This is a genomic window from Novosphingobium sp. NDB2Meth1, assembly GCF_900117425.1.
In the GTDB taxonomy this organism is placed as follows: domain Bacteria; phylum Pseudomonadota; class Alphaproteobacteria; order Sphingomonadales; family Sphingomonadaceae; genus Novosphingobium.
Genome location: NZ_FPEH01000015.1, coordinates 288,907 through 315,345, shown reverse-complemented (window position 1 = coordinate 315,345; position 26,439 = coordinate 288,907). Strand labels below are relative to the sequence as shown.

The following is a 26,439-nucleotide window of genomic DNA, read 5'->3' as shown; positions in this document are numbered from 1 at the left end:
CAGAAGCCGAAACCCGCTGAGTGCGGACACGTTCAGTACACGCGCTTCTTCGGCTTGATGTACTCGACGTCGTCGGTGAGCGTATATTCGTGGACCGGGCGGTAATCGAGCTTCACGCCGCCGCCCTTGCCGCCCCAGCCGTCGAACCAGCTGACGGTGTGCTTCATCCATTCGCCATCGTTGCGATCGGGGAAGTCCTCGTGCGCGTGGGCGCCGCGGCTTTCCTTGCGGTTGAAGGCCGAATGCATCGTGACCGAGGCCTGCGCGATCAGATTGTCGAGCTCGAGCGTCTCGATCAGGTCCGAGTTCCAGATCAGCGAGCGATCCGAAACCTTGATGTCGCCCATGCGCTCATACGTCGCGGCAAGCTTGGTCTTGCCTTCGGCCATGAGCTCGTCGGTGCGGAACACCGCGGCGTGGGCGGACATCGTGCGCTGCATCTCGATGCGCACCTGCGCCGTCGGCGAGCCGCCATTGGCGTGGCGGAACGTGTCGATGCGGGTGAGCGCCATGTCGGCGCTGTCCTTGGGCAGGGCCTTGTGCGCCGAGCCGGGCTTGATGATCTCCTTGAGGCGCAGGCCGGTGGCGCGACCGAACACGACGAGGTCGATCAGCGAGTTGGAGCCGAGGCGGTTCGCGCCATGGACCGAAACGCAGGCCGCCTCGCCCACCGCGAAGAGGCCGGGGACGACGGTTTCCGGATTGCCGTCCGGGCCGATCGTCACGACTTCGCCGTGGTAGTTACAGGGGATGCCGCCCATGTTGTAGTGGACGGTCGGCACGACCGGGAGCGGCTGGCGGGTCAAGTCGACGCCTGCGAAGATCTTGCCGCTTTCGGTGATGCCCGGTAGGCGCTCGGCCAACACCTTCGCATCGATGTGATCGAGGTGGAGGTAGATGTGGTCCTTGTGCGGACCGACGCCGCGGCCTTCGCGGATTTCGAGCGCCATCGAACGGCTGACGACGTCGCGGCTGGCAAGGTCCTTCGCGGAAGGCGCATAGCGCTCCATGAAGCGCTCGCCTTCGGAGTTGGTGAGGTAGCCGCCCTCGCCGCGCGCGCCTTCGGTGATGAGCACGCCCGCGCCGTAAATGCCGGTGGGGTGGAACTGGACGAATTCCATGTCCTGCAGCGGGAGCCCTGCGCGCAGCACCATGCCGCCGCCGTCACCGGTGCAGGTGTGCGCCGAAGTGGCGGTGAAGTAGCAGCGGCCATAGCCGCCCGTCGCCAGCACGACGGCATGGCTGCGGAAGCGGTGGATCGAGCCGTCGTCCATGCACATGGCGATGACGCCGCGGCATTCAGGGACGCCGTTCGCGCCGGGCTCCATGATGAGGTCGATCGCGAAATACTCGATGAAGAAGTCCGCGTCGTACTTCAGGCTCTGCTGATAGAGCGCGTGGAGCATGGCGTGGCCGGTGCGGTCCGCCGCAGCGCAGGTGCGCTGCACCGGCGGGCCTTCGCCCATGTTCTGCATGTGGCCACCGAACGGACGCTGGTAGATCGTGCCTTCGGCGTTGCGGCTGAAGGGCACGCCCGCGTGCTCGAGTTCGTAGACCGCCGCCGGGGCTTCGCGGACCATGTATTCGATCGCGTCCTGATCGCCGAGCCAGTCGGAACCCTTGACGGTATCGTACATGTGCCAGGTCCAGTGGTCCGGGCTGTTGTTGCCGAGGCTGGCGGCGATACCGCCCTGCGCCGCGACGGTGTGCGAGCGGGTCGGGAAGACCTTGGTGATGCAGGCCGTGCGCAGGCCGGCCTGGGCCGAACCCATCGTGGCGCGAAGGCCCGAACCGCCGGCGCCGACGACGACGGTGTCATAGGTGTGGTCGATGATCTTGTAGGCAGTGGAAGCCATGGCTCAGGCGCCCCCGAGAGCGATGCGCACGACCGAGACGATGCCAAAGGCAGCGCCCGCGAACGGCACGAAATTGACGAACAGCCAGGCGGCGATCTTGCCGCCATTCTCATGGACGTAGTCCTCCAGCATGACCTGGATGCCCAGACGCGCATGATAGAACGTGTTGATCAGGATGAGGATCAGCGCGGTGGCGGGCAGCGGCTTGGCCGCCCAGGCATGAACCGTCGCGTAGTCATGCGAGGGCATCAGCGCGAGGCTGATCATCAGGAACGGGATCAGCACGAGATTGCCGACCGCGGTCAGCCGCGAGGACAGGAAGTGGCCGGTGCCGTGGTGGCTGGAGCCGAGACCGCGCACGCGGCCGATGGAAGTTCCGTTACCCATGGAATGTCCTTGAGAAAGGTATGGGGTGAAGGGTTCAGTGCAGCAGCACGGCGGCCCAGAAAACGCTGGTGGCCGCGACCGAGAACAGGATCGTCAGCAAGGACCAGCGCGCGTTGGTTTCAAGCTCGTAGCCCGCGCCGATATCGAGCACGAAGTGGCGGATGCCGCTCGCCATGTGCTGGAAGAACGCCCAGGTGAGGCCGACGAGGACGACTTTGCCGAGCAGCGCGGTTGCCGTCTGCAAGCCGCCATCGGGGGCGAGCCAGACCCAGTCGAGGAAGGTCTGATAGCTTTCCGGACCACCGGCAATCGCGCCGACCCACCAGAGGAACAGCGAAAGGCCCACAAAGGCCAAGCCTTCGCCCGTGATGCGGTGCAGGATCGAGACCAGCATGGCCGGACCCCAGCGCCAGATTTCGAGATGCGGCGAAAGTGGCCTCTTGCCGGGCGCCTGCGCCATAGAACCCCCTAAATTGATTACCAAAACCTCTCATGCCTGTGGAGCATGAAGCGAGTGCGATTCGTATTAGCCCAAATGGCCGGGTGTGCAACTATCGCGACGGGGCAATTCCCCTGCCCCTGTTGCACGGCCCATATTCGCTGGTAGAGCGCGTGATGATGCAAGCACCTGTCATTTTAGTCACCGGCTCGACCCGGGGCATCGGAGCAGCGCTCGCCGAAGCACTCGGCGCGCGCGGCGCGGCGGTCATTCGCCATGGGCGCAAGGAGGCACCGGGCGTGGTCGGCGCTGATCTGGGCGAGCCGGCCTCGGCGGAAATGCTGTGGGAACAGGCGCTGGAAATGGCGGGCGGGGCAATCGACATCCTCGTCAACAATGCGGGCCTGTTTGCCGCCAATCCCATCGATGCCTCGGACATCGCGTGGCTGGACGGCTGGGAGGAAACGCTGCGGATCAACCTCACCTCCGCCGCGCAGCTTTCGCGGCTGGCGGTGCGGCACTGGCAGGCGCGCGGCGTGGGCGGACGGATTGTCCATGTCGCGAGCCGGGCGGCCTACCGCGGGGATTCGCCCGCGCACTGGCACTATGCGGCGGCCAAGGGCGGGATGATCGCCATGCACAAGACCATCGCGCGGGGGTATGCCGCGCAGGGCATCCTGAGCTTTGCGGTGACGCCGGGCTTCACGAATACCGACATGGCGGGCGATTACCTCGCCAGCCGGGGCGGACCGGGGCTGCTGGCGGACATTCCGCTGGGCCGGGTGGCGAGCCCGGAGGAAATCGCGGCCATCGGCGTGTTCTGCGCGCTCGATGCGCCTGCGAGCATGACGGGAGCGGTGATCGATGCGAATGGAGCGAGCTTTGTTCGCTAGGGCGCTGATGGCGCTTGCCCTGGCAGCAGCACCGGGCCTCGCCTTCGCGCAGGCCGGACCGGACCGCGCGGCCACGCAGGCGGTGGTGAAGCAGTGCGAGGGCAAGGAGGACTTCTCCGCCCCTGCCCCGCCCGCACGGCTCTATGGCAACACCTGGTATGTGGGCACCTGCACGGTCTCGGTGCTGCTGGTGACCTCTCCGCAGGGGCATGTGATGGTCGATGCCGCGACCGAGGAAGCAGCCCCGTCGATCCTCGCCAATATCCGCGCACTGGGGTTCCGGCCGGAGGACGTGCGCTGGATCGTGACGAGCCATGAGCATTTCGATCATGTCGGCGGGCTGGCGGCGCTGGCGAAGGCGACGGGTGCGCAAGTGGCGCTGAGCGCTCCGGCGGCGGTAGTGATTGCCAGCGGCAAGGTCGATCCGGCGGATTCGCAGGCAGCCGTGCTCAAGGATCACGACTTCGCACCGGTCGCGGCGGACCGGATCGTCAAGACCGGCGATGTCGTGCAAGTCGGACCGCTGCGGCTCACCATGATGGCGACGCCGGGGCACACCACCGGTTCGAGCAGCTGGTCGTGGCAGAGCTGCGCCGAGCGGCAGTGCCAGACGGTCAGCTACATCGACAGCATTTCCGCGCTTGCGGCCGGACCTTACCGCTTCACCGATCATGCCGACGTTGTCGCCCGGTTCCAGCGCACCTTTTCCGCAATCGCCGCGCTGAACTGCGGCATCCTTGTGACGCCGCATCCCTCGGTGAGCGATCTGTTCGAACGGATGCTGGGCGAGCAGCCGCTCGCCTCGCCGAAGGCTTGCCGCGACTACGCCGCCATGGGCCGCCGCAATCTCAATGCGCAGCTGGTGCGGGAAACCGTCAAGTGAGCTGGAAGATCACCGTCCGCGCGCCCGCCGACGTGGTGCGCGCGGCGCTTGTGGCGCATGAGGATGCGCAGGACTGGGATTTCTCCATTGTTCTGGGTGGCGGGCAGACCGATCCCGCCGAGCCCGACGCGTGGCAGCTGGAAGCCTGGCTGGAGCGCAAGCCGACGGCGGCGGACACGGCGGCGATTTCGGCATTGTTCGCCGAGGGCGCACCCAAGCTGATCATCGAGGAACTGGCCGACGCGGACTGGGTGACACTGAGCCAGCAGAATGTCGAGCCGATCACCGCAGGCCCTTTCCATGTCCGCACGCCGGATCACCGTCCGGCTCCCGGCTTTCGCGATTTCGTGATCCCGGCGAGCCAGGCTTTTGGAACAGGTCATCACGAGACGACTTCGGGCTGCCTTGCCATGCTGGGGCATATGAAGGCCAAGGGCCTCGTCGTGCGCAATCTGGCGGATATCGGCACCGGGACCGGGCTGCTGGCGTTCGCCGCGCTCCACCTGTGGCCGCGCGCGCGGGCGACGGCCAGCGATATCGATGCGGTGTGCGGGCCGGTCGTGGCGGAGAACGCCGATCTCAACGGCATCGCGCTGGGTGATGGGCCGGGCAAGCTCGCCATTGTGATCGCGCCGGGCATGGAGCATCCGCTGCTCCGGGCCGCTGCGCCTTATGACCTGCTGATCGCCAACATTCTGGCCGGGCCGCTCGCCGAGTTGTCGCGCGACTTTGGCAAGGCGGTGGCGCCGGGTGGGAGCGTGCTGCTGGCCGGGCTGCTCACCGCGCAGGAGCCGACCGTGCGGGCCGCCTATACCCGCGCAGGATTTTCGCTGCGCGCGCGGATGCAGCGCGGCAATTGGTCGATCCTGTGGCTCAGACGGCGTTCAGGCCGCTGACGAGCAATTGCAGCGCATTGCGGGTGAAGGCGATCATGTTGGCGAGGCGGTCGTCGTGGCCGGTCTCGATCACCAGCGCCGCTTCGTAGTCTGGCCCGACCACGGCTGCCGCACTGGTGCCGGAGGCGACGCCCAGCGGATGCACGCCCGGCCCCGCGGCGCCGGTTTCCGCGACGCCCCAATCGCTTTCATAGCGCGCGCGGATGAGGCGCGCCTGCGCGAGGGCATAGGCTTCGGTGGCGGAAGTAAGCCCGCGCAGCGAGCCAGGCTCGTGCCCCAGCACCATGCGGCGGCCCTTGAGCGTGTAGATCACCCCGCCGCCGCGAAAGTAGGCCGAAGCGCCGGGCATCGCGAGGAGCGCGGCGGAAATGAGCCCGCCGGTCGCGCCATCGACGACGGCAATGGACTGGCCGCGCGCCTTGAGGAGCTTGCCGGCTTCGGTGCCGATAGGGGTGAGGTCTTCGAAGGTCATCTCATGGTGTCCCAATCGCGTGTTTTCTTCAGCAGCCAGATCACACGCGGCAATTTCGCGTATCGCCGCTTGAGACGCCGCTCGTCGAGATCGATCCAATTGCACCGCAACATGCGGGCGGCTTCCGCGATCTGCCTCGCCCGATCGGCGTCGTAGGCTTCCTCGCCGCCCCAATGGTTGCAACCGGCGCGCCTCACAAGGAATTCGCGCACCGGGCGCGGGGCTGCCCGCATCTCGCGCCGGACACGGCCCTCATCAGGATAGGCCGACATCATGGTGGCAGCGGCGAGCAGCAGCAACATCCCCTACCCCGCTGCCTTGACGATTTCGGCCCACGCCGCCTCGTCGATCACTTCAATACCGAGCGCGGCCGCCTGCTTGAGCTTGGAGCCAGCTCCCGGCCCGGCCACGACGAGATCGGTCTTGGCGGATACCGAACCCGCCGCCCGCGCGCCGAGGGCTTCGGCCTGTGCCTTGGCCTCGTCGCGGCTCATCGTTTCCAGCTTGCCGGTGAAGACCACCGTCTTTCCGGCGACCGCACTGGCCTTGGTTTCGACGATGTAGTCGGGCGGGGTGACTTCGGAGAGCAGGTCGTCCCACACCGCCACGTTGTGCGGCTCGTGGAAGAAGTCGCCCAGCGCCTCGACCACGACGGGGCCGACGCCTTCGATGGAAAGGAGCTCGGCGCGGGCGTGTTCGGTCTCATCGTGCCCCCCCCCCCCCTTCGGTGGTTCCCCTCCCCGTTCCGGGGAGGAATGGGCGGCTTCTGCTACGGCGCGCAGCGTGGGCAGCGTGGTGAAGCGCTTCATCAGGTCGCGCGCGGTCACCGCGCCCACGTGGCGGATGCCGAGGCCGAACAGCAGCCGCGCGGCATCGGGACTGCGCTTGGCCTCGATGGCTGCCAACAGGTTGTCCACAGACTTGTCCTTCCACCCCTCGCGTCCGACGATCTCTTGGCGGCGCTGGTGGAGGCGGAAGATATCGGCGGGGCTTTCCAGCCAGCCGAGGGAGAAGAACTCGACAATCGTCTTCTCGCCCAGCCCCTCGATATCGAGCGCGGCGCGGCTGACGAAGTGGCGCAGGCGTTCGACCCGCTGGGCCGGACAGATCAGGCCGCCGGTGCAGCGCACATCGACTTCGCCTTCCTCGGCGACGGCTTCGGATTGGCATTCCGGGCAGTGATCGGGGAACGCGTAGGGCTCGCGCGGTTCCTCCCGCGTCAGGTTGTCGACGACTTGCGGGATCACATCGCCCGCGCGCTGGAGGACGATGCGGTCGCCCACGCGCAGGCCGAGCCGCCCGATCTCGTCGCGGTTGTGCAGCGTGACATTGGTGACGGTGACACCGCCGACCAGCACCGGACGGAGGCGGCCGACAGGTGTCAGCTTGCCGGTGCGGCCGACCTGAATGTCGATCGCCTCGATCACCGTTTCGGCGCGTTCCGCCGGGAATTTGCGCGCAAGGCCCCAGCGCGGCGCCTTGGCGACGAAGCCGAGGCGCTCCTGCCAGTCGAGCCGGTCGACCTTGTAGACGACGCCGTCGATATCATAGGGCAGACCCGGCCGCTGCGTGCCGATGCTGCGGTAGTGTTCCACCATCGCCTCGACCGAATGGCAGCGCACCAGCAGCGGCGAGACGGGCACGCCCCACGCGGCGATCTGCTGCATCACGTCGAATTGCGTGGCGCCCGGGACATGGCTCGCCGCGCCCCAGCCATGGGCGAGGAAGCGCAAGGGGCGGCTGGCTGTGACGCTCGCGTCCTTCTGGCGCAGCGATCCGGCGGCGGCATTGCGCGGGTTGGCGAAGAGCCGGTCGCCCTTCTCTTCCTGCGCGGCATTCAGGGCGGCGAAATCAGCCTTGGCCATATAGACCTCGCCGCGGATCTCGAACACGGCGGGGGCATCGCCGCTGAGGGTCTGCGGGATATCGGCGATATGGGCGACATTGGCGGTGACGTCCTCGCCCACCTGCCCGTCGCCGCGGGTGGCGGCGCGCACCAGCCTGCCGTTCTCGTAGCGCAGCGAGCAGGAGAGGCCGTCGATCTTGTCCTCGGCGGTCATCGCCACTGCGGCCTCGGGCGGCAAGGCAAGGAAGCGGCGGACGCGGGCGACGAATTCCTCGACTTCCTCGTCGGAGAAGGCGTTGTCGAGGCTCATCATGCGAACCTCGTGGGTGACCTTGCTCAGCGGCGAGGCGGCGACTTCATGGCCCACCTTGCGGCTGGGGCTGTCCGCGCGGATGAGGTGCGGGAACGCCGCTTCGAGCTCCGCATTACGGCGGACGAGCGCGTCGTACTCGGCGTCGCTGATCTCGGGCGCATCCTGCGCGTGATAGAGCCGGTCATGATGCGCGATCTGCCTCGCTAGGCGCATTAGTTCGTTGGCGGCATCGGCTTCGGAGATATCAGGCATCACTCTGCTCTCCCCAGCACGGTCACCACCAGCGAAATGCGCGCGCGGAAGCCGAGCGTTTCGTAGAGGCGGATCGCGTGGGTGTTGTGGGCGTAGCTGTGCAGGAACGGGGTGTCGCCGCATTCAAGGAAGCCCGCCAGCACGCGCTTGATCATGCGGCCAGCGAGGCCCCTGCCCTGGCGGTCGGGCGCGGTGCAGACGCCGCTCAGTTCGGCGAGGCCCGGCGCGGGGCGCATGCGCTCGCCGGCCATGGCGATGAGGCGGCCTTCTTCGCGCAAACCGTAGTAGGGGCCGTAGCGATGGGTGTGCGAGCGCCAGGGACCGGGCTGGGTTTCCAGCGCGAGCGCGGTCATTTCCGGCGCATCGGCTTCGGTCATGAGGATGAGCTCGGGATCGATCGGGTGCGATTCGAGCGGACCGTCGGCGATCATCTGGAGCAGCGGGGCGGTGCGCAAGGTCCGGGTGCCGGGCGGCGGGGCCTGCTCTTCGGCCTCGACCAGCCAGATCTCGTCGTCAGCGCCGGTGAGAAGGCCGGCAAGTTCGGCTTCATGGCCGGGCGCGGCGGCGGCGAAAGGGCCGTAGGTCGGATCGATGCGGCAGACCGTGCCGGTGGCCACGGCAAGCGAAGCCTGCAGGCCATTGAGCAGGGACCAGATCGGGCGGTCGAGCGGGTGGAAGGTCATGCCTGTTCGAGCAGACGTTCGGCCTGTGCGCGCGCTTCGGGGGTGATTTCGGCGCCGGACAGCATGCGGGCGATTTCCTCCTGCCGCCCCTCGGCATCGAGCTGGACAACCGAAGTGCGCGTGACGGTGCCTTCGGAGGACTTGGCGATGAGGTAATGCGCCGTGCCGCGCGCGGCGACTTGCGGGCTGTGGGTGACGGCGAGAAGCTGGCCGTTTGATGCGAGCCGCGCCAGACGTTCACCGATGGCGCTGGCCACCGCACCGCCGACGCCGCGGTCGATCTCGTCGAAGATCACCGTGGCCGCGCCGCCTTCTTCCGCCAGCGCGACCTTGAGCGCGAGGATGAACCGCGAAAGTTCGCCGCCCGAGGCGATCTTGGCGAGCGGGGCGAAGTCCGCGCCGGGGTTGGTGGAGATGAGGAACTCGGCCGCATCGACGCCTTGCGGGCCCCAGCGGTCTTCCGGCAGGCGGACAACCGCGGTGCGGAAGCGGGCGGCATCGAGCTTGAGAGGCGCGAGTTCCGCCGCGACTACCGCATCGAGCCGCCGCGCGGCTTCGGCGCGCGCGACCGAGAGGCTTTCGGCTTTGGCGCGGTAGTCGAGCCCGGCGTCCTGTGCGGCGCGTGTGAGGCCCGCGATGGCCGCCTCGCCGCCTTCGATCTGGTCGAGCGCGGCGCGCATTTCTAGCATGCGGGCGGGCAGTTCGTCGACGCTGCAGCCGTGCTTGCGGCCGGCGGCGCGCAGATCGAACAGGCGGGTCTCGATCCGGTCGAGCAGCATGGGATCGTGCGCGAGGGCTTCGGCGGCCTTCTCGAGCTTGTCCTCCGCTTCGCTGGCCTCGATCACGGCGCGGTCAAGCGCTTCCATGGCCTCGGTGAGCAGCGGGTGTTCGTGCGCGATGCGATCAAGCCGTCGCGAGGCGCTGCGCAGCGAGGCAAGCGCGGAATCCGAGCCGGACCACAAGTGCTGGAGTTCGGCCAGATCGCCGGACAGACGCTCGCCCTTCTGCATGCCCGCGCGCTGCTGGGCCAGCTCCGCCTCCTCGCCCACTTCCGGCGCGAGCAAGGTGAGTTCGGCGAGATGCGCGACGAGGAGGTCCTGTTCGGCCGAGGCGGCGGCGAGACGTGCCTCGGCTTCGGCAAGCGCGTTTTCGGCGGCGCGCCACTTGTCCCATGCGGCGGTGACGTCCGCCACATCGGCGCGGGCATAGCGGTCGAGCAGGGCACGGTGGCCGCGTGCGTTGACGAGACCCCGGTCATCGTGCTGGCCGTGGAGTTCGACGAGACTGCGCGCGAGCTCGCGCAGCAGGGCGACGCTGACCGGCTGATCGTTGACGAAAGCCCGGCTGCCCACCGCATTGCCGCCTTCGGCCCGCAGGCGGCGGCGGATGATGAGCGGCTCGCCCGGCTCCACCGCGATCTCGGCATCGGCCAGCGCAGTGCGCAGCGCATCGGGCAGTGCGGCGAACTCGAACGTCGCCGTGACGCTTGCCTCATCGGTGCCCGCGCGGATCAGGCCGCCATCGGCGCGGTCGCCCAGCACAAGGCCGAGCGAATCCAGCAGGATCGACTTGCCTGCGCCGGTCTCGCCGGTCAGCACGCCGAGCCCGCGCCCGAACGCAAGGTCGAGCGCTTCGATCAGGACCACATTGCGGATGGAAAGCCCGGTAAGCATCGTCAGCGATCCTTACCCAGTCCGCCGCGCCGCGTCACCATGCTCGCAAAGAGAACCCACGATGTTGGCAAACTTGTGGATAAGCCCGGGAAACAGGCCCCGGCATGACATTGGTGTGACAGAGTGCAACGTGAGCGACACGGGATTGTGACAGGGATTCGGCTCAGTTAGCAAACTGATAGGGATTTCGGGATGACACGCCGCGCACAGGCCTGGGGAATGTCCTCCCCGGCGACCGAACTTGCCAAGTCCATTCCTGCCTGGCTCGACCTGCCCGAGCCGCGCGGTTTCCGGCCCAAGCGCAAGGTGCGCACGGTCTGGGTTTCGGACATCCACCTCGGCACGCGCGGCTGCAATGCCGACATGCTGCTCGATTTCCTCGCCTCGATCGAGTGCGAGACGCTCTATCTGGTAGGCGACATCGTCGACGGCTGGCGGCTTTCGCGCGGGTGGTACTGGCCCGATGCGCACAACGAAGTGGTGCGCCGCGTGCTCAAGATGGCGCACCGCGGCACGCGCGTGGTGCTGATCGCGGGCAACCATGACGAGATGCTGCGGCCCTATGCGGGCATGAGCTTCGGCGGGGTGGAGATCGCGCTGGAGGCGGTGCACACGACCGCCGACGGCCGCCGCCTGCTCGTGACGCACGGCGACAAGTTCGACGGCGTGGTGCTCTATGCGCGCTGGCTCGCCTTCCTCGGCGACCAGGCCTACGCCTTCCTGCTGCGCGCCAACCGCTGGTTCAACAAAGTCCGTCGCTGGTTCAAGCTGCCCTACTGGTCGCTCTCCGCCTACCTCAAGAAGCGGGTGAAGAACGCGGTGCAGTTCGTCTGCGCGTTCGAGGAAGCCGTTGCCCATGCGGCGCGCGACATGGACGTCGACGGCGTGGTCTGCGGGCACATCCACTGCGCGGAAATCCGCCAGATCGGCGAGGTGACCTACTACAACGACGGCGACTGGGTCGAAAGCTGCACCGCGCTGGTCGAGGACCATGCCGGCGCGATCACCATCGTCGACTGGGCGGCGATCTGCTTCGAGGAAGCCTTCGCCAAGACCGCCAAGGACAGCGCCGCCGAAGCCGCGCGGATCAAGGAAGAGGCATGAAGATAGCGTTGTGCACCGATGCCTGGCATCCTCAGGTCAACGGTGTTGTCCGGACACTGGCCACCACCATCGAGCATGTGACCGCGCGCGGCCATGAGGTGATGCTGGTCACGCCGAACCAGTTCTTCACCTTCGGCCTGCCGGGCTACAAGGAAATCCGCCTCGCCATGTTGCCGCGCTTCCGCACCCGGCGGATGCTGCGCGATTTCGATCCGGACATCGTCCACATCGCCACCGAAGGCCCGATCGGCTGGGCGGCGCGCGGCTGGTGCAAGGCGAACGGCGTGCCGTTCACCAGCGCCTTCCACACCCGCTTCCCCGAATATGCGGCGGTGCGTACCGGCCTCAGCCCGGACCGCTTCTGGCCGATCATGCGGCGTTTCCATTCCTCGAGCCACGCGGTGCTGGCCTCGACCCAGACCTTGCTGACCGAGCTGGCCGGGCACGGACTGACCCAGGCAAGGCTGTGGTCGCGCGGAATCGATGCAAGCCTGTTCCATCCGCAGCATGCGCCGCTCGACGTGCTCGCCGATCTGCCGCGCCCGATCCTGCTCAATGTCGGCCGCGTCGCGGTCGAGAAGAACCTCGGCGCGTTCCTCGATGCCGATGTGCCCGGCACCAAGGTCATCGTCGGCAACGGCCCCGACCTCGCGCAGCTGCGCGCGCGCTACCCCGATGCGAAGTTCCTCGGCGCGCTTTCCGGCGCGCCGCTGGCGCAGGCCTATTGCTCGGCGGACGTCTTTGTCTTCCCGAGCCGGACCGACACTTTCGGCCTCGTGATGATCGAGGCGATGGCCTGCGGGCTGCCGGTTGCCGCCTATCCGGTGCCCGGCCCCATCGACGTGGTCGGCCCCGGCGGCCTTGGGCCGGACGGCAGTCTGGCCGAACCGGTCGGCGCGCTGGACGAGGATCTGGCGAAGGCGATCTCTGCCGCGCTCACCTGCAACCGCGAGGCGGCTGCGGCTTACGGCGGCAGCTACAGCTGGGAATGCGCGACCGATCAGTTCCTCGGTGCTCTGGGCAGCGCCGCCCGAAATCGTACCGCGAGCAAGGCGGCCTGATCAGGCCCGCGTTGGAGCCGGGGCTCAGCTGGCGGTCGTGCCGGGCGCCTTCTTGTTCATCAGGCTGTAGGCGCGCTCGTACCACTCGTTGCCGGGATAGTTCGCGCCGAGCACGGCGGCGGACTTCTGCGCCTGCTCTGGCAGGCCAAGCACGAGATAGCTTTCGACAAGGCGGTAGAGCGCCTCGGGCGTGTGGCTGGTCGACTGATATTTGTCGATCACCGTGCGGAAGCGGAGCGCGGAGGCGAGCCACTTGCCGCTGCGCTGGTAGAAGCGGCCGATCTCCATTTCCTTGCCGGCAAGGTGATCGTTGACGAGATCGAGCTTGAGCCGCGCGTCGATGGCGTAAGTCGTGTTGGGATAGCGGCGGATCACTTCGGTCAGCGCGGTGAGCGCCTGCTGGGTGATCTTCTGGTCGCGCGTCACGTCGCTGATCTGCTCGTAATAGCACAGCGCGACGAGGTAGTAGGCGTAAGGCGCGTCCTTGTTGCCCGGATGGATCGAGAGGAAGCGCTGCGCCGACTGCACCGACTTTGCGTAATCACGCGCGGCATAATAGCTGAACGCGCTCATCAGCTGCGCGCGGCGGGCCCAGGGCGAATAGGGGTGCTGGCGTTCGACTTCATCGAACAGCGCGGCGGACTGCTTCGCGTCGCCCTTGTCCAGTCGTTCCTTGGCGGCGGCGTAGAGCGTATCGACGTCGCGCGCGACGTAGGCCACGTCCTTCTTGGCCTTGGTACCGGCGCAGCCTGCGGTCAGTCCGAGCAAGGCGGTGGCGGAGGCTAGTGCGAGAAGGCGCAAAGGGCTGCGACCGGTGACAGGCGAGATCATGCCGGGTGCTATAGCCAGCACGCGAATGAACGCCAAGTGAAGTTCGCGGCTTTTGCCGGACCTATTGCGCAGCTTCTGTGGGGGCTTCCTCGAACGGCGGTTCGAGCGTGATCGGATCGGCGAGCGTGATGCGGTCGAGCATCGCCGCCATCTCGTCGCGCAGCTGGAGCATCAGCCCGCGCAGACGGCATTCGGCTTCGGGCAGGCAGTTGTTGCACGTCTCGTGCGCGTTGCGGCTGGCGCAAGGCGTGAGCGCAAGGCTGCCGCGGGTGAGCCGGATGATATCGCCATAGCGGATGTCGACGGGCGGGAGCGCGAGTTCATAGCCCCCTTCCCGCCCGCGGTGCGAGATCACGATGCCCTCGCGCGCCATTTCCGAGAGGATGACGGTGAGGAACTTGCGCGGGATGTTCTGCGCTTCGGCGATCGCATCGAGCCGCACCGGGCCGCACCGGGCCATGCCCTTGCCCGAAAGTATCGGCAAGGTGCTGGAGAGCGCGGATCGTGTATCGCGTCTTCTGCGAAAGCATGTCCCCAATTTGGCCGGGGACTGCCGAATGTCAACGCCGGGAGTAGAATTACCCCCGCCGCCGTTTACCCTTCAAGCGGCTCGACCGGACGCACCGCATAGAGCCCGAACGCCACGATCACCGCATAGCACAGCGCGGGCAGCACCAGCGCCAGGGTGAGGCTTCCAGTCGCATCGGCGAGCGCGCCGGTAGCGAGCGGGACGACCGCGCCGCCGAAGATCGCGACGTTGATGATGCCTGACCCGTCCGCCGCGCGCTTGCCGAGGCCTTCGCAGGCGAGCGTGAAGATCGTCGGGAACATGATCGAGTTCATCAGGCCGATGGCGAGCAGGCTGTAGGCCGAGACGAGGCCCGAAGTGTGCGTCGAGATCGCCAGCAGTGCGATCGCACCGGCCGCGCAGCCCGCGAGCGTCCTGCCCGGGCTGACGACCCGCAGCAGCGCCGAGCCGATAAAGCGGCCGACCATTGCGCCGAACCAGTACTTCCAGATCTCGCCGCCCGCCGCCTCGTGCGTGAGGCCCATGACGGTGGGCTGCGCGAGATAGTTGACGATGATCGAGCCGATCGAGACTTCGGCACCGACGTAGAGGAAAATGCACAGCGCACCGAAGCCGAAGCGGGGCCGCGAAAGGAGCGCGAAGCTGGCGGAGAGCGAGCTTTCCTCGTGGCGCTCGCCCTTCAGGCGGTTGCGATTGGCCCAGACTACAGCGGCGACCAGCGCGAGGCTGACGGCGAGGCCGATGTAGGTGTTGACGACCAGCTGGCTCTCGGTGACGCGGTAGGCGTCGAGCGCCGGGCCAACGAGCTGATCGGCCTTCACGTCCTTGATCTGGCCGAGGATGAGGCTGGCGCCGACGAGCGGGAACAGCACGGTGCCGAGCGAGTTGAACGCCTGCGCGAAGGTCAGGCGGCTGCTGGCAGTCTTTGCCGGGCCGAGAAGCGAGATCAGCGGGTTCGAGACCACCTGCACCAGCACGACGCCGCTGGCGAGAATGAACAGCGCGAGGAGGAAGAGCACATAGAGCGCGCTTTGCGAGGCGGGAATGAACAGCAGGCAGCCCGCCATCATCGTCAGCAAGCCCACCGCCGCGCCGCGCATGTACCCGATCCGCTTGACCAGCGCCGCGCCGGGGACGCCGACCACGAAATAGGCGGTGAAGAAGCAGAACTGCACCAGCATGGCCTGGGTGTAGTTGAGCGTAAAGAGGTCCTTGAGCTTCGGGATGATCACATCATTGAGCGACGTGATTCCGCCGAACAGGAAGAACAGCGCCATGACGAAGACGCGCAGTTCGGGGGCATCGATATTGCCGGAATCGGACGCGGAAGCGGATTCAGCAGCGGCTGTCGGGGCCATGGCCATGGGGTCTAACTCTCCTTGCAGCCGATTATCCGCCGGCCTTGCTGGCCCTGTTTGTGCCAAGCGTGGGGGGAAAGTCCACCTGCATATGCGGCGCATACGTATCGCCGTGGTGGAGAAACTAGGGCGGAAGACGCACGCTTATATGAGGAAAGGGGATGTGAACCTCAACGACACCGAGCAGTCGATTGCATGCAAGCCGAAGTTTGACGCCGCATGCCTTCAACGGGAAAGGCAGATTCCGCAGCGCAAGTATCAAGAAAAATGTCAGCTTAGTACAAATGTCTGCTGAAAATTCAGAATTTTATGTTGGTCATATCCGACAAATCTTGATCACTCTTTATTACACGCATACACTGCTAGTATTACTATACCTGTATTGATAATGAAACTAATTTGGCTGTATCTTCATCGGCGGAATTTCGTCGATGATCACCGACACGGAAAGCCACGCCATGACGACTGAAATAGATCCGGCCCCGCCCAGCGACAAACCTTCGGATCCACGGCGATCAGATTGCCGAACGACGCTACGTAAGCTGCGCATTTTTTGGAAAGAAGCTATAGTATGTTTATTAGGTACCATAGAACAGATCGGATTTCTGATCATAACTTTCTTTGCCTGCCTAGCAATATATAAGGAAGGCAATCTTGAATTTCAAAGACGAATTTTATCTAGTCCTGAAATCACAAAAGATAAAATCGATGATCATTTCAAATTCATTCAGAGTTCCATTGATGATTTACTATACCTACTTATTCTAGTGGAACTAATTTCACTTATAAAAGCAAGTATAAGCGAAGAAAAATTGACAACAACTTACCCAATTGCAATAGCGATAACCTCTCTCATTCGGGAAATTATCAAACCTCGTCAAGTTTCTGAGCCCACTATGATTCTCGCCGCGACAGTTGGCGTCACAATCTTGTGCTGCTCGGTATGGGTTCTTGACCGAGTTCAGCAATCTAACAGCACCCATAAATTGTCGAGAAGCTAACTTACCTAGCCTGAATTTCTTCTGCCTCTCCGCCTGCAAAGCACCGACATTCAAGAGCATTGAGCGCGCGCACCCATGGGGCGGACCCGGTTGTCCGCTCGGGACCACCTACCCAAAGAGACACTCAGGGAGGTGCTCCGAAACTCTTACTTCGCCGAAGCCTTGAGGTAGGCGATCACGTCGGCGCGGTCCTGCGGGTTGCTGAGGCCCGGGAAAGCCATGCGCGTGCCGGGGACATACTTCATCGGCGCCGTGAGGAACTGGTCGAGCGTGTCCGGACCCCAGGTCACGCCCTTGCTCTTCATCCCGGCCGAGTAGCTGAAGTTGGCGAACGTGCCTGCCTTGCGGCCGATCACGCCCTTGAGGCTGGGGCCGAGGCGGATCGCGCCGGTGTTGAGATCGTGGCAAGCGGCACAGCGGGCAAAGACCGTCTTGCCGCGGGCCGCATCGCCCGCCGGAAGGGCGGCCTGCGCCGCCGTGGCTGCGGCGAGTGCCGCGAGCGTGACCGCGCCGAAAGCCGTGAAACCAAGACCAGTCTTCGAAATTGCCATGAGAAACTCCCCTGTCTGACCCCGACCTTTTAGGACCGGCGTCCTGTATCCGAGCTTAATGTGTTGTTCGCCGGCCCGAAAGGTTCAGGTCCGGTTCGGTGCGGAAAGATAGACCTTGATGATGAGGCGGTAGAGTTCGGCCTGCTCGTCGGCCGTCAGCGGGCTGAGCAGATCGGCTTCATCGGTGAAGATGATCTCGCGCGCGGCGGTGAGCGTGGCCGTGCCGGTCTCGGTGATCCACAGGCCCCCGGCGCGGCGGTCGAGCTTCGAGGGTTCCGAGACGAGATGGCCGTTGAGCGTGAGCTGGCGGACGAACTGGTGCACGGTCGGCCGCTCGATCTTGAAGAAGCGCGACAGGTCGGACTGCTTGACGCCGGGATTGGCGTTGACCAGCCAGAGGATCGCGACCTGCTTGGGCGTGACCTTGAACGGTTCAAGCTGGCGCTCGATCCGCGAGACGAGCAGCGTGTTGATCGAGCCGACGTGGATGCCGAGAATGCGGTCGAGCCCGTCGAGGTCTAGTTCGGGCGTGGCGGCCTGCCGACTGAGCGGCACCGGGCGCGTCGCAGTGTCATTGGACCGCGTTGTCTCGATCGACAAGGGGTGGCCTTTCTGTCTCGCTGAGGCGGATTGCGACGGTTTCCTTACGTTGGCGGAAGTCCGGACGCAAACTTTTGTCGCAGTGCAGCGTGAAACGCGGGGGATTTACAGGGTGGGTGCTGTGCTTGGCCCTTGCCCACCCCAAACCCCTCCCGCATGCGGGAGGGGCCTCAGGTCAACCTCAATGGCGGATCAGGTAGTCGAAGGCGGAGAGTGCGGCCTTCGAGCCTTCGCCCATGGCGATGACGATCTGCTTGTAGGGCACGGTCGTGACGTCACCCGCCGCGAAGACGCCGGGCAGGCTGGTCGCGAGATGGCTGTCGATCTCGATCTCGCCGTAGTTGGTCATGGCGAGCGCGCCCTGCAGCCATTCGGTGTTGGGGACGAGGCCGATCTGGACAAACACGCCTTCGAGGTCGACGCGGTGCTCCACGTCGGTGGTGCGGTCGCGGTAGACGAGGCCGGTGACCTTCTCGCCGTCGCCGGTCACTTCGGTGGTGCGCGCCGAGGTGATCACGGTGACGTTGGGCAGGCTGCGCAGCTTGGTCTGGAGCACGGCGTCGGCACGCAGTTCGCTGTCATATTCGATCAGCGTGACGTGCGCGACGATACCGGCAAGATCGATCGCCGCCTCGACGCCCGAGTTGCCGCCGCCGATCACCGCGGTGCGCTTGCCCTTGTAGAGCGGGCCATCGCAGTGCGGGCAATAGGCGACGCCCTTGTTGCGGTATTCCTCCTCGCCCGGCACGCCGATCTGCCGCCAGCGCGCGCCGGTGGAGAGGATGACGGTCTTTGCGCGCAGGCTTGCGCCGCTTTCGAGCTCGATCGTGGCAAGCCCGTCGCCGTTGGCGGGCCTCAAGGCCACCGCCTTCTGCAGGTTCATCACGTCGACATCGTAGTCCTTCACGTGGCTCTCGAGCTGGGCGACGAGACGCGGCCCTTCGGTGTGCTGGACCGAGATGAAGTTTTCGATGCCCATGGTGTCGAGCACCTGCCCGCCGAAACGCTCGGTGACGACGCCGGTGCGGATGCCCTTGCGCGCGGCGTAGATCGCCGCTGCCGCGCCGGCCGGGCCGCCGCCGACGACGAGCACATCGAACGGCTCCTTGGCCGCGATCTTCTCCGCCGCGCGGGCGACCGCGCCGGTGTCGATCTTGCTGGCGATCTGCGCGAGATCCATGCGGCCCTGCCCGAACAGTTCGCCGTTCAGGAACACCTGCGGCACGGCCATGATCTTGCGGGCTTCGACTTCATTCTGGAACAGCGCGCCGTCGATGGCGACATGCGTGACCTGGGGGTTGAGCGCGGCCATGATGTTGAGCGCCTGCACCACGTCCGGGCAGTTCTGGCAGGTCAGCGAGAAGAACGTCTCGAAGTGCAGCGGGCCTTCGAGGCCGCGCACGGTGTCGAGCAGGTCCGCTTCTTCCTTGGGCGGATGGCCGCCGACATGGAGCAACGCGAGGATCAGCGAAGTGAACTCGTGGCCGAGCGGCAGGCCGGCAAAGCGCACCCGGGCTTCTTCGCCCACGGCGCCGATGGTGAAGCTGGGCTTGCGGGCATCGGTGCCGTCGAAGCGGGCGGTCACCTTGTCGGAGAGCGCGGCGATCTCCTCGACGAGGCTTTTCGTGTCGGCGCTCTTCTGGCCTTCCCCGAGCGAAGCGACGAGCTCGATCGGACGGCGCAGATTGCCGAGATAGGTCTTGAGCTGGGCGGTCGTGGCGGCATCGAGCAGCGACATGGCGGATGGTCCTTGAGGAGGCGTGCGGCGTACGGCGCGGGGGTGGCATCACCGGCGCGCGAAGGGGAGCTGCATGGAAACGAGGGGCCGGGCGGCGGTGGAGGGGGGAGGAGAAACCGCCGCCCGGCGGGTTGCGAGAGGCCGTGCGGGGGGAGTGCCGGCGCTCTCGCAAAAGGTCATCAGATCTTGCCGACCAGGTCGATCGAGGGAGCCAGCGTTTCGCTGCCTTCTTCCCACTTGGCCGGGCAGACCTGCCCGGGGTGCTCGCGCCAGTACTTGGCGGCCTTGATCTTGCGGACGAGCTCGGCAGCGTTGCGGCCCACGCCCTCGGGGGTGATCTCGATCAGCTGGATGATACCATCGGGATCGACGACGAAGGTGCCGCGGTCGGCAAGGCCGACGCCGGGGCGCAGGTTGTCGAACGCGTTGGTCAGCGTGTGGTTCTGGTCACCGACGAGGTAATAGGTGATCTTGCCGATGGCCGGCGAGCTGTCTGCCCAGGCCTTGTGGCTGAAGTGGGTGTCGGTCGAGACGCCGAACACCTCGACGCCCATGCTCTGCAGCTCGGCATAGTTGTCCTGGAGGTCTTCGAGCTCGGTCGGGCAGACGAAGGTGAAGTCGGCCGGGTAGAAGAAGAACACCGCCCACTTGCCGGCGATATCGGCCTCGGTGATGTCGACGAACTTGCCTTCCTTGTACGCGGTGTTGGCGAAGGGCTTGATCGGGGTGCTCAGCAGGGACATGCGCTCGCTTCCTTGTGATCGCGGGCCGGAATGGTCCGCATGAATGGGGTTAGCCGGTGTGGCTGGCGCGCCTTTAGCGCGAGTCGGTGCGCGGCGCTAATGATCAATCCTGAGCGTATTGATTGATTGGATCGATCAATCACGACCGCGCTTCCGCCCGCCGCAAAGATGGTTAGCGCCTTCGTGTTCGGCAATAGGCAAAGCGCCCGATAGCCCGTTTCACACGCCGCGCACCGGCCTGATGGCATCTCCCGCACCCAACAAACGTGCGGAAAGTCTGTGCAGCGATGAAGGGCGTCGTGTTCAACCTCCTCGAGGATGCCGTGGTGCGCGAGCATGGCCTGCTCGCGTGGGACAGCCTGCTCGAAATGGCGGGGCTGGAAGGCGCCTATACGTCCCTTGGCAGCTATCCTGACAGCGAGGTGGTGCAGCTTGTCGACGCCGCCTCCACCGCGCTGGGGCTGAGCGCGGGCGAGGTCCTGCGCTGGTTCGGGCGCAGCGCCATTCCCTTGCTCCACGAACGCTACGAGATGTTCTTCACGCCGCACAAGAGCGCGCAATCGTTCGTGGCGAGCATCAACGACATCATCCATCCCGAAATCCGCAAGCTCAATGCCGGAGCCGGCTGCCCGCATTTCCATTTCCACGATCTGGACGATGGCCGCACCGGCCTTGCCTACAAGTCGCCGCGGCGCATGTGCCGACTGGCGCACGGCTTCATCGAGGGCGCGGCGGATCACTACGGCGACCGGGTGGCCATAGAGCACCTCTCCTGCATGCTGGATGGCCATCCCGTGTGCCGGATCGCGCTGGACTGGAACCCGTGAAGCAGGAAGCGATCCCCCTCCCCGATGATGCGGCGATGGCCGTCGAGCGGCTCGAACGCCTCGTCCAGCGCGAACGCGAGGGGCGGCTGCAGGCCGAGGCGATCGCCGAGCGAGGCTTGCGCGAACTGTACGAAAGCCAGGTGCGGCTCGCGCTGCTGCAGCGGATCACCGATTGCGCCAATCGTTCAAACGATTTCAGCGAAGCCATCGGCGAAGTGCTCAAGGAAATCTGCGAGCACATGAACTGGGCCTTCGGCACGGCCTACCGCGTCGAGGGCGGCGGCGCGGCGGTTTCCTGCGACGCGTGGTATACTGCGGAACCGGCGAAGCTGTTCCCACTGGTAGAAGCGACGCGGGATCGGACGTTCCCCCGCGGCGAAGGCCTGCCCGGCCGCGTGCTGCGCGATGGCCACCCGCACTGGATCGACGAGACCGAACTTGCCGCCCATGCCTGCCGCCGGATCGCCGCAGCCTGTTGCGGGGTACGTTCCGCCTGCGGCTTTCCGGTGCTGATCGGCGACGAGATCGTCTGCGTGCTCGAATTCTTCTCGCATACGTCCATGCTGGACAAGGACGCGATCCTTTTGACGGTGACTCAAGCCGCGACGCAGCTTGCCCGGGTGATCGAGCGCGCGCGCGCGCGCGCGACCCTGCTTCATGATGCGCTGCACGATGCGATGACCGGCCTGCCCAACCGTACGCTGCTCGACGAACGCTCGCGCGCGGCGTTCGAGCGCCTCCCGGAAAGCCGCGAGGGCCTTGCGGTGCTGGTGATCGACCTCGACGGGTTCAAGGCGATCAACGACAAGTATGGCCATCATGCCGGCGATATCGTGCTGATCGAGACGGCGCGGCGCTTCGACAGCGTGATCACCGCGCGGATGGGCGGGCGGAGACGCGGCGATCAGGCGAGCTGGCGAGCAACTCTGGCGCGAGTGGGCGGTGACGAATTCGTCGTGATGCTTGATGCCCTGCCCGATCCGGCCATCGCCATGGACCTTTCGGGTGCGCTGATCGATGCGCTGAAAGCACCGATCCTGGTGGCGGACGAATACGTCAACGTCGGGCTTTCGATCGGCATCGCCCACAGCGGCAGGAGCTATTGCTCGGTGGAGCAGCTGCGGCAGGATGCGGACCTTGCGATGTACGAGGCCAAGTCTGGCGGCCACGGCGGCGTGGTGACTTTCTCGGAGAGCCTCGGCAACGAGCGGCGCAACCGCATGGCGCTGGAAAGCGAGCTGCGCGATGCGATCCGCGAGAAGCAGTTCACGCTCTATTACCAGCCGATCTTCGCGCTGGGAAAGGCGGGCACGAACACCGGAAAGCTGCGCGGTTTCGAAGCGCTGATCCGCTGGAATCACCCGGATCGCGGTCTGGTCGAGCCGGGGCGGTTCATTCCGGCGGCCGAAGCGGGCGGGCTTATCGTGTTCATCGGCGACTGGGTATTGCGGCAGGCCTGCAACGCGATGGCGCGGCTCCATGCCGAGATGACCGCGCAGGGCCTCGATCCCGGCGAGCTGCCCTACATCAGCATCAACATCGCGCCGCAGCAGTTCCTCCACCCCACGTTTTCCGCGCACGTCCAGCGCGTTCTGCTGGAGACCGGCGTGCCCCCCGAACTGGTGCGCCTCGAGGTGACCGAGGGTGTGGCGATCATCGATCCCGACCAGACGCGGCAGGTGCTGGAACAGGTCCGCAGCTGGGGGGTGAAGACGAGCCTCGACGATTTCGGCACCGGCTATTCCTCGCTGAGCTATCTGCAGAACCTGCCGTTCGACACGCTCAAGATCGACCGCTCGTTCATCGCCTCGATGGACGATCCCAAGAGCCGCAAGATCATCCGCGCGATCCTCGACCTCGCCAGCAATCTCAACCTTTCGGTGGTGGCCGAAGGAATCGAAACGATGGAACAGGGCGCTTCGCTGCGCGAGATGGGCTGCGAATATGGCCAGGGTTATCATCTCGGTCGGCCGCTGGATGAGGCGAGCGCTTTCGCCCTCGTCTGGCCTGAAGGAACTGCATCGGCTGCGTAAAAGTCCTCTGCGGAGGCGGCGGGACCGGCTATGATGGCGCCAATACCGTCACCCGCCGCAGCAAGGAGCCGCCGATGGCCATGAACAGTCCCTGGAGCCACACCCGCAGTGCGGGCATTGCCGACGATATCGATTTCGAGATCAAGGGTCAGGAGCTGCAATTCGTCGAGATCGAGCTCGATCCCGGCGAAAGCGCGGTGGCCGAAGCCGGGGCCTTCGTGTGGAAGGACGGCTCGATCGAGATGACCACCGTGTTCGGCGACGGCAGCGCGGATCAAGGCGGCGGCTTCATGGGCAAACTGCTCGGCGCGGGCAAGCGCCTGCTGACGGGCGAGAGCCTGTTCACCACCGTGTTCACCCATACCGGCCACGGCAAGGCGCGCGTGGCGTTTGCCTCCCCCACCCCCGGCGCGATCCTGCCGCTCAAGCTTTCGGATCTGGGCGGCACGCTGATCTGCCAGAAGGACAGCTTCCTGTGCGCCGCGCGCGGGGTGAGCATCGGGATCGCGTTCCAGCGCCGGATCATGACCGGGCTGTTCGGCGGCGAAGGCTTCATCATGCAGAAGCTGGAAGGGGATGGCTGGGTCTTCGTCCAGATGGGCGGCACCTTGACCGAGCGGACGCTGGCGCCGGGCGAAGAGCTCCATGTCGATACGGGCTGCCTTGCCGCCTATACGCCGGGCGTGACCTTTGACCTGATCGGCGCGGGCGGTGTGAAAAGCGTGCTGTTCGGCGGCGAAGGCCTGTTCTTCGCGCGGCTGACGGGGCCGGGCAAAGTCTGGATCCAGTCGCTGCCGTTTGCTCGCCTTGCCGGGCGGATGCTGGCGGCGGCCATGCCGGGCGGCGGGCAGAACCGGGGTGAAGGCTCCGCGCTGGGCGTGCTGGGGGACTTCATTCAGGGGAACAACTGAGCATCGTGCAGCGATGCGGGGAGGCGCTGCGGGCACCTCCCCTCACCCGCCTTGGTCAGAACGTGAGCTTGACCGTCCCGCCGAACGTGCGCGGATCGCCGACATTGCCGACGATCAGGCCGGTGCTGCCCGGCGCGACCGCGAGCTGATCGAAGTAGTTCACATCGAACGCATTGCGGACCCAGCCGAAGACATCGATGCCGCTGTCCGTCCGGAAGCCGAGGCGGAAGTTCGACAGCGCATAGCCATCGACATTGGTGTAGGCCGAGGGGCTGGCGTTCGACGACCATGACGAGCGGTAGCTGCCGTCGAAGCCGAGGTAGACCTGGCCTTCCTTGCCCAGCAGCGTGACCGGGACGTTGCCTTCGGCGCCATAGGAGAACGCCCACTTCGAGACACCGGGGAGGCGCGAGCCCGAAATGTCGCACTGTGCGGGGCTGATGCCGGGCGTACCGGGCGCGGCCGTCGGGCCGGTGGGCACACCGTTCGCATCGAGCGGCTGCGCGGTGCCGCCCGAAAGCTCCGGCGGGCACGGCGCATTGGTGAACTTCACGAACTTGGCATCGGTATAGGCGCCGTTGCCGTAGACGTTGAAGCGCTCGCTCGGGCGGAACGAGGCGTCGAATTCCACGCCCAGCGACCGCGCCTTGTCGGCATTGGCGAGGTAGCCCCGGATCAGGCCGACCGCGAAGTTCGAGACCTGCGCCTGATAGTTGCCGATATCGGTGCGGAAGGCGGAAAGGTTGAAGGTCACCTTGCGGTCGAACCACTGGGTCTTGATGCCCACTTCGTAGTGATTGACCGATTCCGGCTTGATCGTGGCAAGATCGAGCAGCGGCACGCCGGTCACGGCATCGGCAGGCACGCCGTTGAGGTTGATGCCGCCCGTCTTGAAGCTCTTCGCATAGGTTGCGTAGAGGTGGATGTCGCGGGTGACATCCCACGCGGCGGTGACGTCGCCCGAGAAGTTCCAGTCGCTGAAGTTCGCCTTGAACGATTGCGGGGCAAGCACCGCCAGCTGCGCGCGTTCGCGGGCGCTGTTGAGCGTCCTTCCAGCCGAATCAAATTCGAACACCACGAGATTGCCCGCGCCGTCGGTGACGACCGAGTTGTAGTTGCCTTCCTTCTTGTCGTAGTTCACGCGGAAGCCCGGCTGGATCGAGAACGTGTCGGTCAGCTTGTAGGTGAACTTGCCGAAGATCGCGGCGCTGGTGTTCTTGAAACTGATGTCGTTGTTCGCGGTCAGTCCATTGAGCACACTGGGATCACGCGAGAGAGCATTGCTCGGCGCGATCAGCCATCGGCTGGCGGCAGCGCCCTGCTGCTGGATGCCCTGCGTGGTTATCTTCTGGTAGAAGCCGAATGCGCCCAGCGTGTAGCCGAGCTTGCCAGTTTCGCCAGAAAGGCGCAGTTCCTGCGAATACTGGTTCTGCTGCGAGGGATTGTTCGACTTCGAGGTGATCGGCAGGCCGGTGAAGTCGCGATCGTTCGAGGGGTCCCAGTCCCAGAAGCGCCATGCCGTCACCGAGGTGATCGTGCCAATGCCCGTATCGATCTTTGCCCTCAGCGAGACACCGCCGATCTTGTTCTTGGCGCGCAGCGGCGAGTCGACGTCGGTCACTCGGTCGAACGGATTGGTGCTGGGCACCGCATAGTTCTGGGCGGCGGCGAGCGCCTCGTACTGGCGGTTGAGCGGCCGCTGGGTGGCGCCGACACGCACGTAGAGCTGGGTGCAGCAAGCGGGATTCTGCCGGCTGAAGTCACCTGCCAGGGTGAACTCGACGCCGTTGGACGGCTTCCACAGGATCTGGCCGCGCAGGCCGAGGTTGTCCTGCGCGTTGACGTCGAGCTTGGAGGTGACGTTGTAGATCGTGCCATTGCGACGGGTGTACGAGCCAGCCAGACGCACCGCGACGGTATCGGACAAGGGGGTGTTGACCGCCGCCTTGCCCTGGAAGAAGCCGTAGTTGCCGCCGCTCAGTTCGACACGGCCTTCGGTGTCGAACGAAGGCTGGCGGCTGGTGATGTTGATCGCGCCGGCGGTCGTGTTCTTGCCGTAGAGCGTGCCCTGCGGCCCGCGCAGCACTTCGATCTGCTTGACGTCGAGGAAGTCGAAGGTCGAGGACGCGACGCGCGCCATGTAGACGTCATCGACATAGATGCCCACGCCCTGCTCGATGCCGTCGTTGGTGAGGCCGAGCGGCGCGCCGAGGCCGCGGATGTTCACCGAGGTGTTGCGCGGGTTGGACGAGGTGAATTGCAGCGTGGGGGTCAGCTGCTGGAGGCGGCCCACGTTGAACGCGCCGGTCGCGTCGATGTGATCGCCGCCGACGACGGAAATGGCAAGCGGCACATCCTGCGCGGTTTCGGCGCGGCGGCGCGCGGTGACCACGATGGTGTCGTTGTCGGACTGGCCGGTGCCGACCGACGTGGTCTGGTCAGCGGGCGCGGCAGCGTCGGTTGCAGGAGCGGTTTCGGCAGCAAAGGCCGGAGTGGCGGCGGCAAGCGGCAGGATCGCCGCTCCGCCGAGGAGCAGGACACGCAAAGTCATCGTCAATC

General features: G+C 65.8%; 24 protein-coding genes and 1 pseudogene. 9 read left to right on the top strand and 16 right to left on the bottom strand.

Features of this window, described 5'->3' with window-relative positions:
• Window positions 1-32 precede the first annotated feature (32 nt).
• Genes sdhA through sdhC form a run of 3 tightly spaced genes read right to left on the bottom strand, consistent with a single transcriptional unit; the run spans window position 33 to window position 2,703 of the window.
• On the bottom strand, window positions 33-1,856 hold the full coding sequence (gene sdhA, locus NDB2M1_RS10975; RefSeq protein ID WP_072382216.1) for a succinate dehydrogenase flavoprotein subunit: 1,824 nt from the start codon (window positions 1,854-1,856) through the stop codon (window positions 33-35).
• 3 nt (window positions 1,857-1,859) lie between these two features.
• Window positions 1,860-2,243 carry a succinate dehydrogenase, hydrophobic membrane anchor protein gene (sdhD, locus tag NDB2M1_RS10970; protein WP_072382214.1) on the bottom strand — a complete coding sequence of 128 codons (384 nt, stop codon included), beginning with the start codon at window positions 2,241-2,243 and terminating at the stop codon, window positions 1,860-1,862.
• Between the two features lie 34 nt (window positions 2,244-2,277).
• Window positions 2,278-2,703, bottom strand: a complete 426-nt coding sequence (gene sdhC / locus NDB2M1_RS10965) for a succinate dehydrogenase, cytochrome b556 subunit (RefSeq protein ID WP_072382212.1) — start codon at window positions 2,701-2,703, stop codon at window positions 2,278-2,280.
• 158 nt (window positions 2,704-2,861) lie between these two features.
• Here sdhC and NDB2M1_RS10960 point away from each other — a divergent pair, with 158 nt between their 5' ends.
• Genes NDB2M1_RS10960 through NDB2M1_RS10950 form a run of 3 tightly spaced genes read left to right on the top strand, consistent with a single transcriptional unit; the run spans window position 2,862 to window position 5,354 of the window.
• Window positions 2,862-3,575 (top strand): SDR family NAD(P)-dependent oxidoreductase, encoded by a 714-nt coding sequence (locus tag NDB2M1_RS10960; RefSeq protein WP_072382640.1) that lies wholly within the window; start codon window positions 2,862-2,864, stop codon window positions 3,573-3,575.
• 7 nt (window positions 3,576-3,582) lie between these two features.
• Complete coding sequence (gene bla, locus NDB2M1_RS10955; RefSeq protein ID WP_253185852.1) at window positions 3,583-4,458, top strand: subclass B3 metallo-beta-lactamase; 876 nt, start codon at window positions 3,583-3,585, stop codon at window positions 4,456-4,458.
• Entirely contained in the window at window positions 4,455-5,354 is a 900-nt protein-coding gene (locus NDB2M1_RS10950) for a 50S ribosomal protein L11 methyltransferase (protein ID WP_072382207.1), read from the top strand. The genes bla and NDB2M1_RS10950 overlap by 4 nt, the downstream gene beginning before the upstream one ends.
• On the opposite strand, the gene NDB2M1_RS10945 is transcribed toward NDB2M1_RS10950, so the two are convergent.
• The 5 genes from NDB2M1_RS10945 to recN are packed head-to-tail and all read right to left on the bottom strand — an operon-like array spanning window position 5,332 to window position 10,593.
• Window positions 5,332-5,826, bottom strand: a complete 495-nt coding sequence (locus NDB2M1_RS10945; RefSeq protein WP_072382205.1) for a CinA family protein — start codon at window positions 5,824-5,826, stop codon at window positions 5,332-5,334. The two genes, NDB2M1_RS10950 and NDB2M1_RS10945, sit on opposite strands and share 23 nt — an antisense overlap.
• Window positions 5,823-6,128 (bottom strand): hypothetical protein, encoded by a 306-nt coding sequence (locus NDB2M1_RS10940; protein ID WP_072382203.1) that lies wholly within the window; start codon window positions 6,126-6,128, stop codon window positions 5,823-5,825. Before NDB2M1_RS10940 ends, NDB2M1_RS10945 begins: the two co-directional genes overlap by 4 nt.
• 3 nt (window positions 6,129-6,131) lie before the next feature.
• Window positions 6,132-8,237, bottom strand: a complete 2,106-nt coding sequence (ligA, locus tag NDB2M1_RS10935) for an NAD-dependent DNA ligase LigA (protein WP_072382201.1) — start codon at window positions 8,235-8,237, stop codon at window positions 6,132-6,134.
• A complete protein-coding gene (locus NDB2M1_RS10930; RefSeq protein WP_072382199.1) occupies window positions 8,237-8,920 on the bottom strand; it encodes a GNAT family N-acetyltransferase in 684 nt (227 codons plus the stop codon). Before NDB2M1_RS10930 ends, ligA begins: the two co-directional genes overlap by 1 nt.
• Window positions 8,917-10,593 (bottom strand): DNA repair protein RecN, encoded by a 1,677-nt coding sequence (gene recN, locus NDB2M1_RS10925; RefSeq protein ID WP_072382197.1) that lies wholly within the window; start codon window positions 10,591-10,593, stop codon window positions 8,917-8,919. Before recN ends, NDB2M1_RS10930 begins: the two co-directional genes overlap by 4 nt.
• A gap of 192 nt (window positions 10,594-10,785) precedes the next feature.
• Here recN and NDB2M1_RS10920 point away from each other — a divergent pair, with 192 nt between their 5' ends.
• Window positions 10,786-11,697: a UDP-2,3-diacylglucosamine diphosphatase gene (locus NDB2M1_RS10920; RefSeq protein WP_253185851.1), complete on the top strand. Its 912-nt coding sequence runs from the start codon at window positions 10,786-10,788 to the stop codon at window positions 11,695-11,697.
• The gene (locus NDB2M1_RS10915) at window positions 11,694-12,758 is read left to right on the top strand and encodes a glycosyltransferase family 4 protein (protein WP_054121011.1); all 1,065 of its coding nucleotides are present in this window, start codon (window positions 11,694-11,696) and stop codon (window positions 12,756-12,758) included. The genes NDB2M1_RS10920 and NDB2M1_RS10915 overlap by 4 nt, the downstream gene beginning before the upstream one ends.
• A gap of 24 nt (window positions 12,759-12,782) precedes the next feature.
• Here the strand turns inward: NDB2M1_RS10915 and NDB2M1_RS10910 are convergent, their stop codons facing one another.
• The 3 genes and pseudogenes from NDB2M1_RS10910 to NDB2M1_RS10900 all read right to left on the bottom strand — a co-directional run bounded on the left by NDB2M1_RS10910 (window position 12,783) and on the right by NDB2M1_RS10900 (window position 15,482).
• Window positions 12,783-13,589: an outer membrane protein assembly factor BamD gene (locus tag NDB2M1_RS10910; protein WP_072382193.1), complete on the bottom strand. Its 807-nt coding sequence runs from the start codon at window positions 13,587-13,589 to the stop codon at window positions 12,783-12,785.
• A 61-nt stretch (window positions 13,590-13,650) separates the two neighbouring features.
• Window positions 13,651-14,119 (bottom strand): annotated as a pseudogene (locus NDB2M1_RS10905) (Rrf2 family transcriptional regulator).
• Window positions 14,120-14,183: 64 nt separating this feature from the next.
• Window positions 14,184-15,482, bottom strand: coding sequence for a sugar MFS transporter (locus NDB2M1_RS10900; protein ID WP_072382191.1), 1,299 nt, complete (start codon window positions 15,480-15,482; stop codon window positions 14,184-14,186).
• Between the two features lie 425 nt (window positions 15,483-15,907).
• Between NDB2M1_RS10900 and NDB2M1_RS10895 the strand changes: the two genes are divergently transcribed.
• Window positions 15,908-16,477: a phosphate-starvation-inducible PsiE family protein gene (locus NDB2M1_RS10895; protein ID WP_072382188.1), complete on the top strand. Its 570-nt coding sequence runs from the start codon at window positions 15,908-15,910 to the stop codon at window positions 16,475-16,477.
• A gap of 146 nt (window positions 16,478-16,623) precedes the next feature.
• Here the strand turns inward: NDB2M1_RS10895 and NDB2M1_RS10890 are convergent, their stop codons facing one another.
• From NDB2M1_RS10890 to ahpC, 4 genes are all read right to left on the bottom strand, one after another.
• Window positions 16,624-17,028 carry a c-type cytochrome gene (locus NDB2M1_RS10890; RefSeq protein ID WP_072382186.1) on the bottom strand — a complete coding sequence of 135 codons (405 nt, stop codon included), beginning with the start codon at window positions 17,026-17,028 and terminating at the stop codon, window positions 16,624-16,626.
• Window positions 17,029-17,112: 84 nt separating this feature from the next.
• Entirely contained in the window at window positions 17,113-17,628 is a 516-nt protein-coding gene (locus tag NDB2M1_RS10885; protein ID WP_054121006.1) for a MarR family winged helix-turn-helix transcriptional regulator, read from the bottom strand.
• 181 nt (window positions 17,629-17,809) lie between these two features.
• Window positions 17,810-19,360, bottom strand: a complete 1,551-nt coding sequence (ahpF, locus tag NDB2M1_RS10880) for an alkyl hydroperoxide reductase subunit F (RefSeq protein WP_371328201.1) — start codon at window positions 19,358-19,360, stop codon at window positions 17,810-17,812.
• A 185-nt stretch (window positions 19,361-19,545) separates the two neighbouring features.
• Complete coding sequence (gene ahpC, locus NDB2M1_RS10875; protein ID WP_072382182.1) at window positions 19,546-20,109, bottom strand: alkyl hydroperoxide reductase subunit C; 564 nt, start codon at window positions 20,107-20,109, stop codon at window positions 19,546-19,548.
• A 266-nt stretch (window positions 20,110-20,375) separates the two neighbouring features.
• Between ahpC and NDB2M1_RS10870 the strand changes: the two genes are divergently transcribed.
• The 3 genes from NDB2M1_RS10870 (at window position 20,376) to NDB2M1_RS10860 (ending at window position 23,880) form a co-directional block, all read left to right on the top strand.
• Window positions 20,376-20,936: a heme NO-binding domain-containing protein gene (locus NDB2M1_RS10870; protein WP_253185850.1), complete on the top strand. Its 561-nt coding sequence runs from the start codon at window positions 20,376-20,378 to the stop codon at window positions 20,934-20,936.
• Window positions 20,933-22,969 (top strand): putative bifunctional diguanylate cyclase/phosphodiesterase, encoded by a 2,037-nt coding sequence (locus NDB2M1_RS10865; RefSeq protein ID WP_083554802.1) that lies wholly within the window; start codon window positions 20,933-20,935, stop codon window positions 22,967-22,969. Before NDB2M1_RS10870 ends, NDB2M1_RS10865 begins: the two co-directional genes overlap by 4 nt.
• A 74-nt stretch (window positions 22,970-23,043) precedes the next feature.
• Window positions 23,044-23,880 (top strand): AIM24 family protein, encoded by an 837-nt coding sequence (locus NDB2M1_RS10860; protein ID WP_072382178.1) that lies wholly within the window; start codon window positions 23,044-23,046, stop codon window positions 23,878-23,880.
• Window positions 23,881-23,935: 55 nt separating this feature from the next.
• Here NDB2M1_RS10860 and NDB2M1_RS10855 read toward each other — a convergent pair whose 3' ends face one another.
• Entirely contained in the window at window positions 23,936-26,431 is a 2,496-nt protein-coding gene (locus tag NDB2M1_RS10855) for a TonB-dependent receptor (RefSeq protein WP_072382176.1), read from the bottom strand.
• Between the last annotated feature and the right edge of the window lie 8 nt (window positions 26,432-26,439).

Bases quoted from the DNA above. Each gene is read 5' to 3' on its own strand.
- sdhA (WP_072382216.1), bottom strand. From the start codon at position 1,856: ATGGCTTCCACTGCCTACAAGATCATCGACCACACCTATGACACCGTC.
- sdhD (WP_072382214.1), bottom strand. From the start codon at position 2,243: ATGGGTAACGGAACTTCCATCGGCCGCGTGCGCGGTCTCGGCTCCAGC.
- sdhC (WP_072382212.1), bottom strand. From the start codon at position 2,703: ATGGCGCAGGCGCCCGGCAAGAGGCCACTTTCGCCGCATCTCGAAATC.
- NDB2M1_RS10960 (WP_072382640.1), top strand. From the start codon at position 2,862: ATGCAAGCACCTGTCATTTTAGTCACCGGCTCGACCCGGGGCATCGGA.
- bla (WP_253185852.1), top strand. From the start codon at position 3,583: ATGGCGCTTGCCCTGGCAGCAGCACCGGGCCTCGCCTTCGCGCAGGCC.
- NDB2M1_RS10945 (WP_072382205.1), bottom strand. From the start codon at position 5,826: ATGACCTTCGAAGACCTCACCCCTATCGGCACCGAAGCCGGCAAGCTC.
- NDB2M1_RS10940 (WP_072382203.1), bottom strand. From the start codon at position 6,128: ATGTTGCTGCTGCTCGCCGCTGCCACCATGATGTCGGCCTATCCTGAT.
- ligA (WP_072382201.1), bottom strand. From the start codon at position 8,237: ATGCCTGATATCTCCGAAGCCGATGCCGCCAACGAACTAATGCGCCTA.
- NDB2M1_RS10930 (WP_072382199.1), bottom strand. From the start codon at position 8,920: ATGACCTTCCACCCGCTCGACCGCCCGATCTGGTCCCTGCTCAATGGC.
- recN (WP_072382197.1), bottom strand. From the start codon at position 10,593: ATGCTTACCGGGCTTTCCATCCGCAATGTGGTCCTGATCGAAGCGCTC.
- NDB2M1_RS10920 (WP_253185851.1), top strand. From the start codon at position 10,786: ATGACACGCCGCGCACAGGCCTGGGGAATGTCCTCCCCGGCGACCGAA.
- NDB2M1_RS10915 (WP_054121011.1), top strand. From the start codon at position 11,694: ATGAAGATAGCGTTGTGCACCGATGCCTGGCATCCTCAGGTCAACGGT.
- NDB2M1_RS10910 (WP_072382193.1), bottom strand. From the start codon at position 13,589: ATGATCTCGCCTGTCACCGGTCGCAGCCCTTTGCGCCTTCTCGCACTA.
- NDB2M1_RS10900 (WP_072382191.1), bottom strand. From the start codon at position 15,482: ATGGCCATGGCCCCGACAGCCGCTGCTGAATCCGCTTCCGCGTCCGAT.
- NDB2M1_RS10895 (WP_072382188.1), top strand. From the start codon at position 15,908: ATGATCACCGACACGGAAAGCCACGCCATGACGACTGAAATAGATCCG.
- NDB2M1_RS10890 (WP_072382186.1), bottom strand. From the start codon at position 17,028: ATGGCAATTTCGAAGACTGGTCTTGGTTTCACGGCTTTCGGCGCGGTC.
- ahpC (WP_072382182.1), bottom strand. From the start codon at position 20,109: ATGTCCCTGCTGAGCACCCCGATCAAGCCCTTCGCCAACACCGCGTAC.
- NDB2M1_RS10860 (WP_072382178.1), top strand. From the start codon at position 23,044: ATGGCCATGAACAGTCCCTGGAGCCACACCCGCAGTGCGGGCATTGCC.
- NDB2M1_RS10855 (WP_072382176.1), bottom strand. From the start codon at position 26,431: ATGACTTTGCGTGTCCTGCTCCTCGGCGGAGCGGCGATCCTGCCGCTT.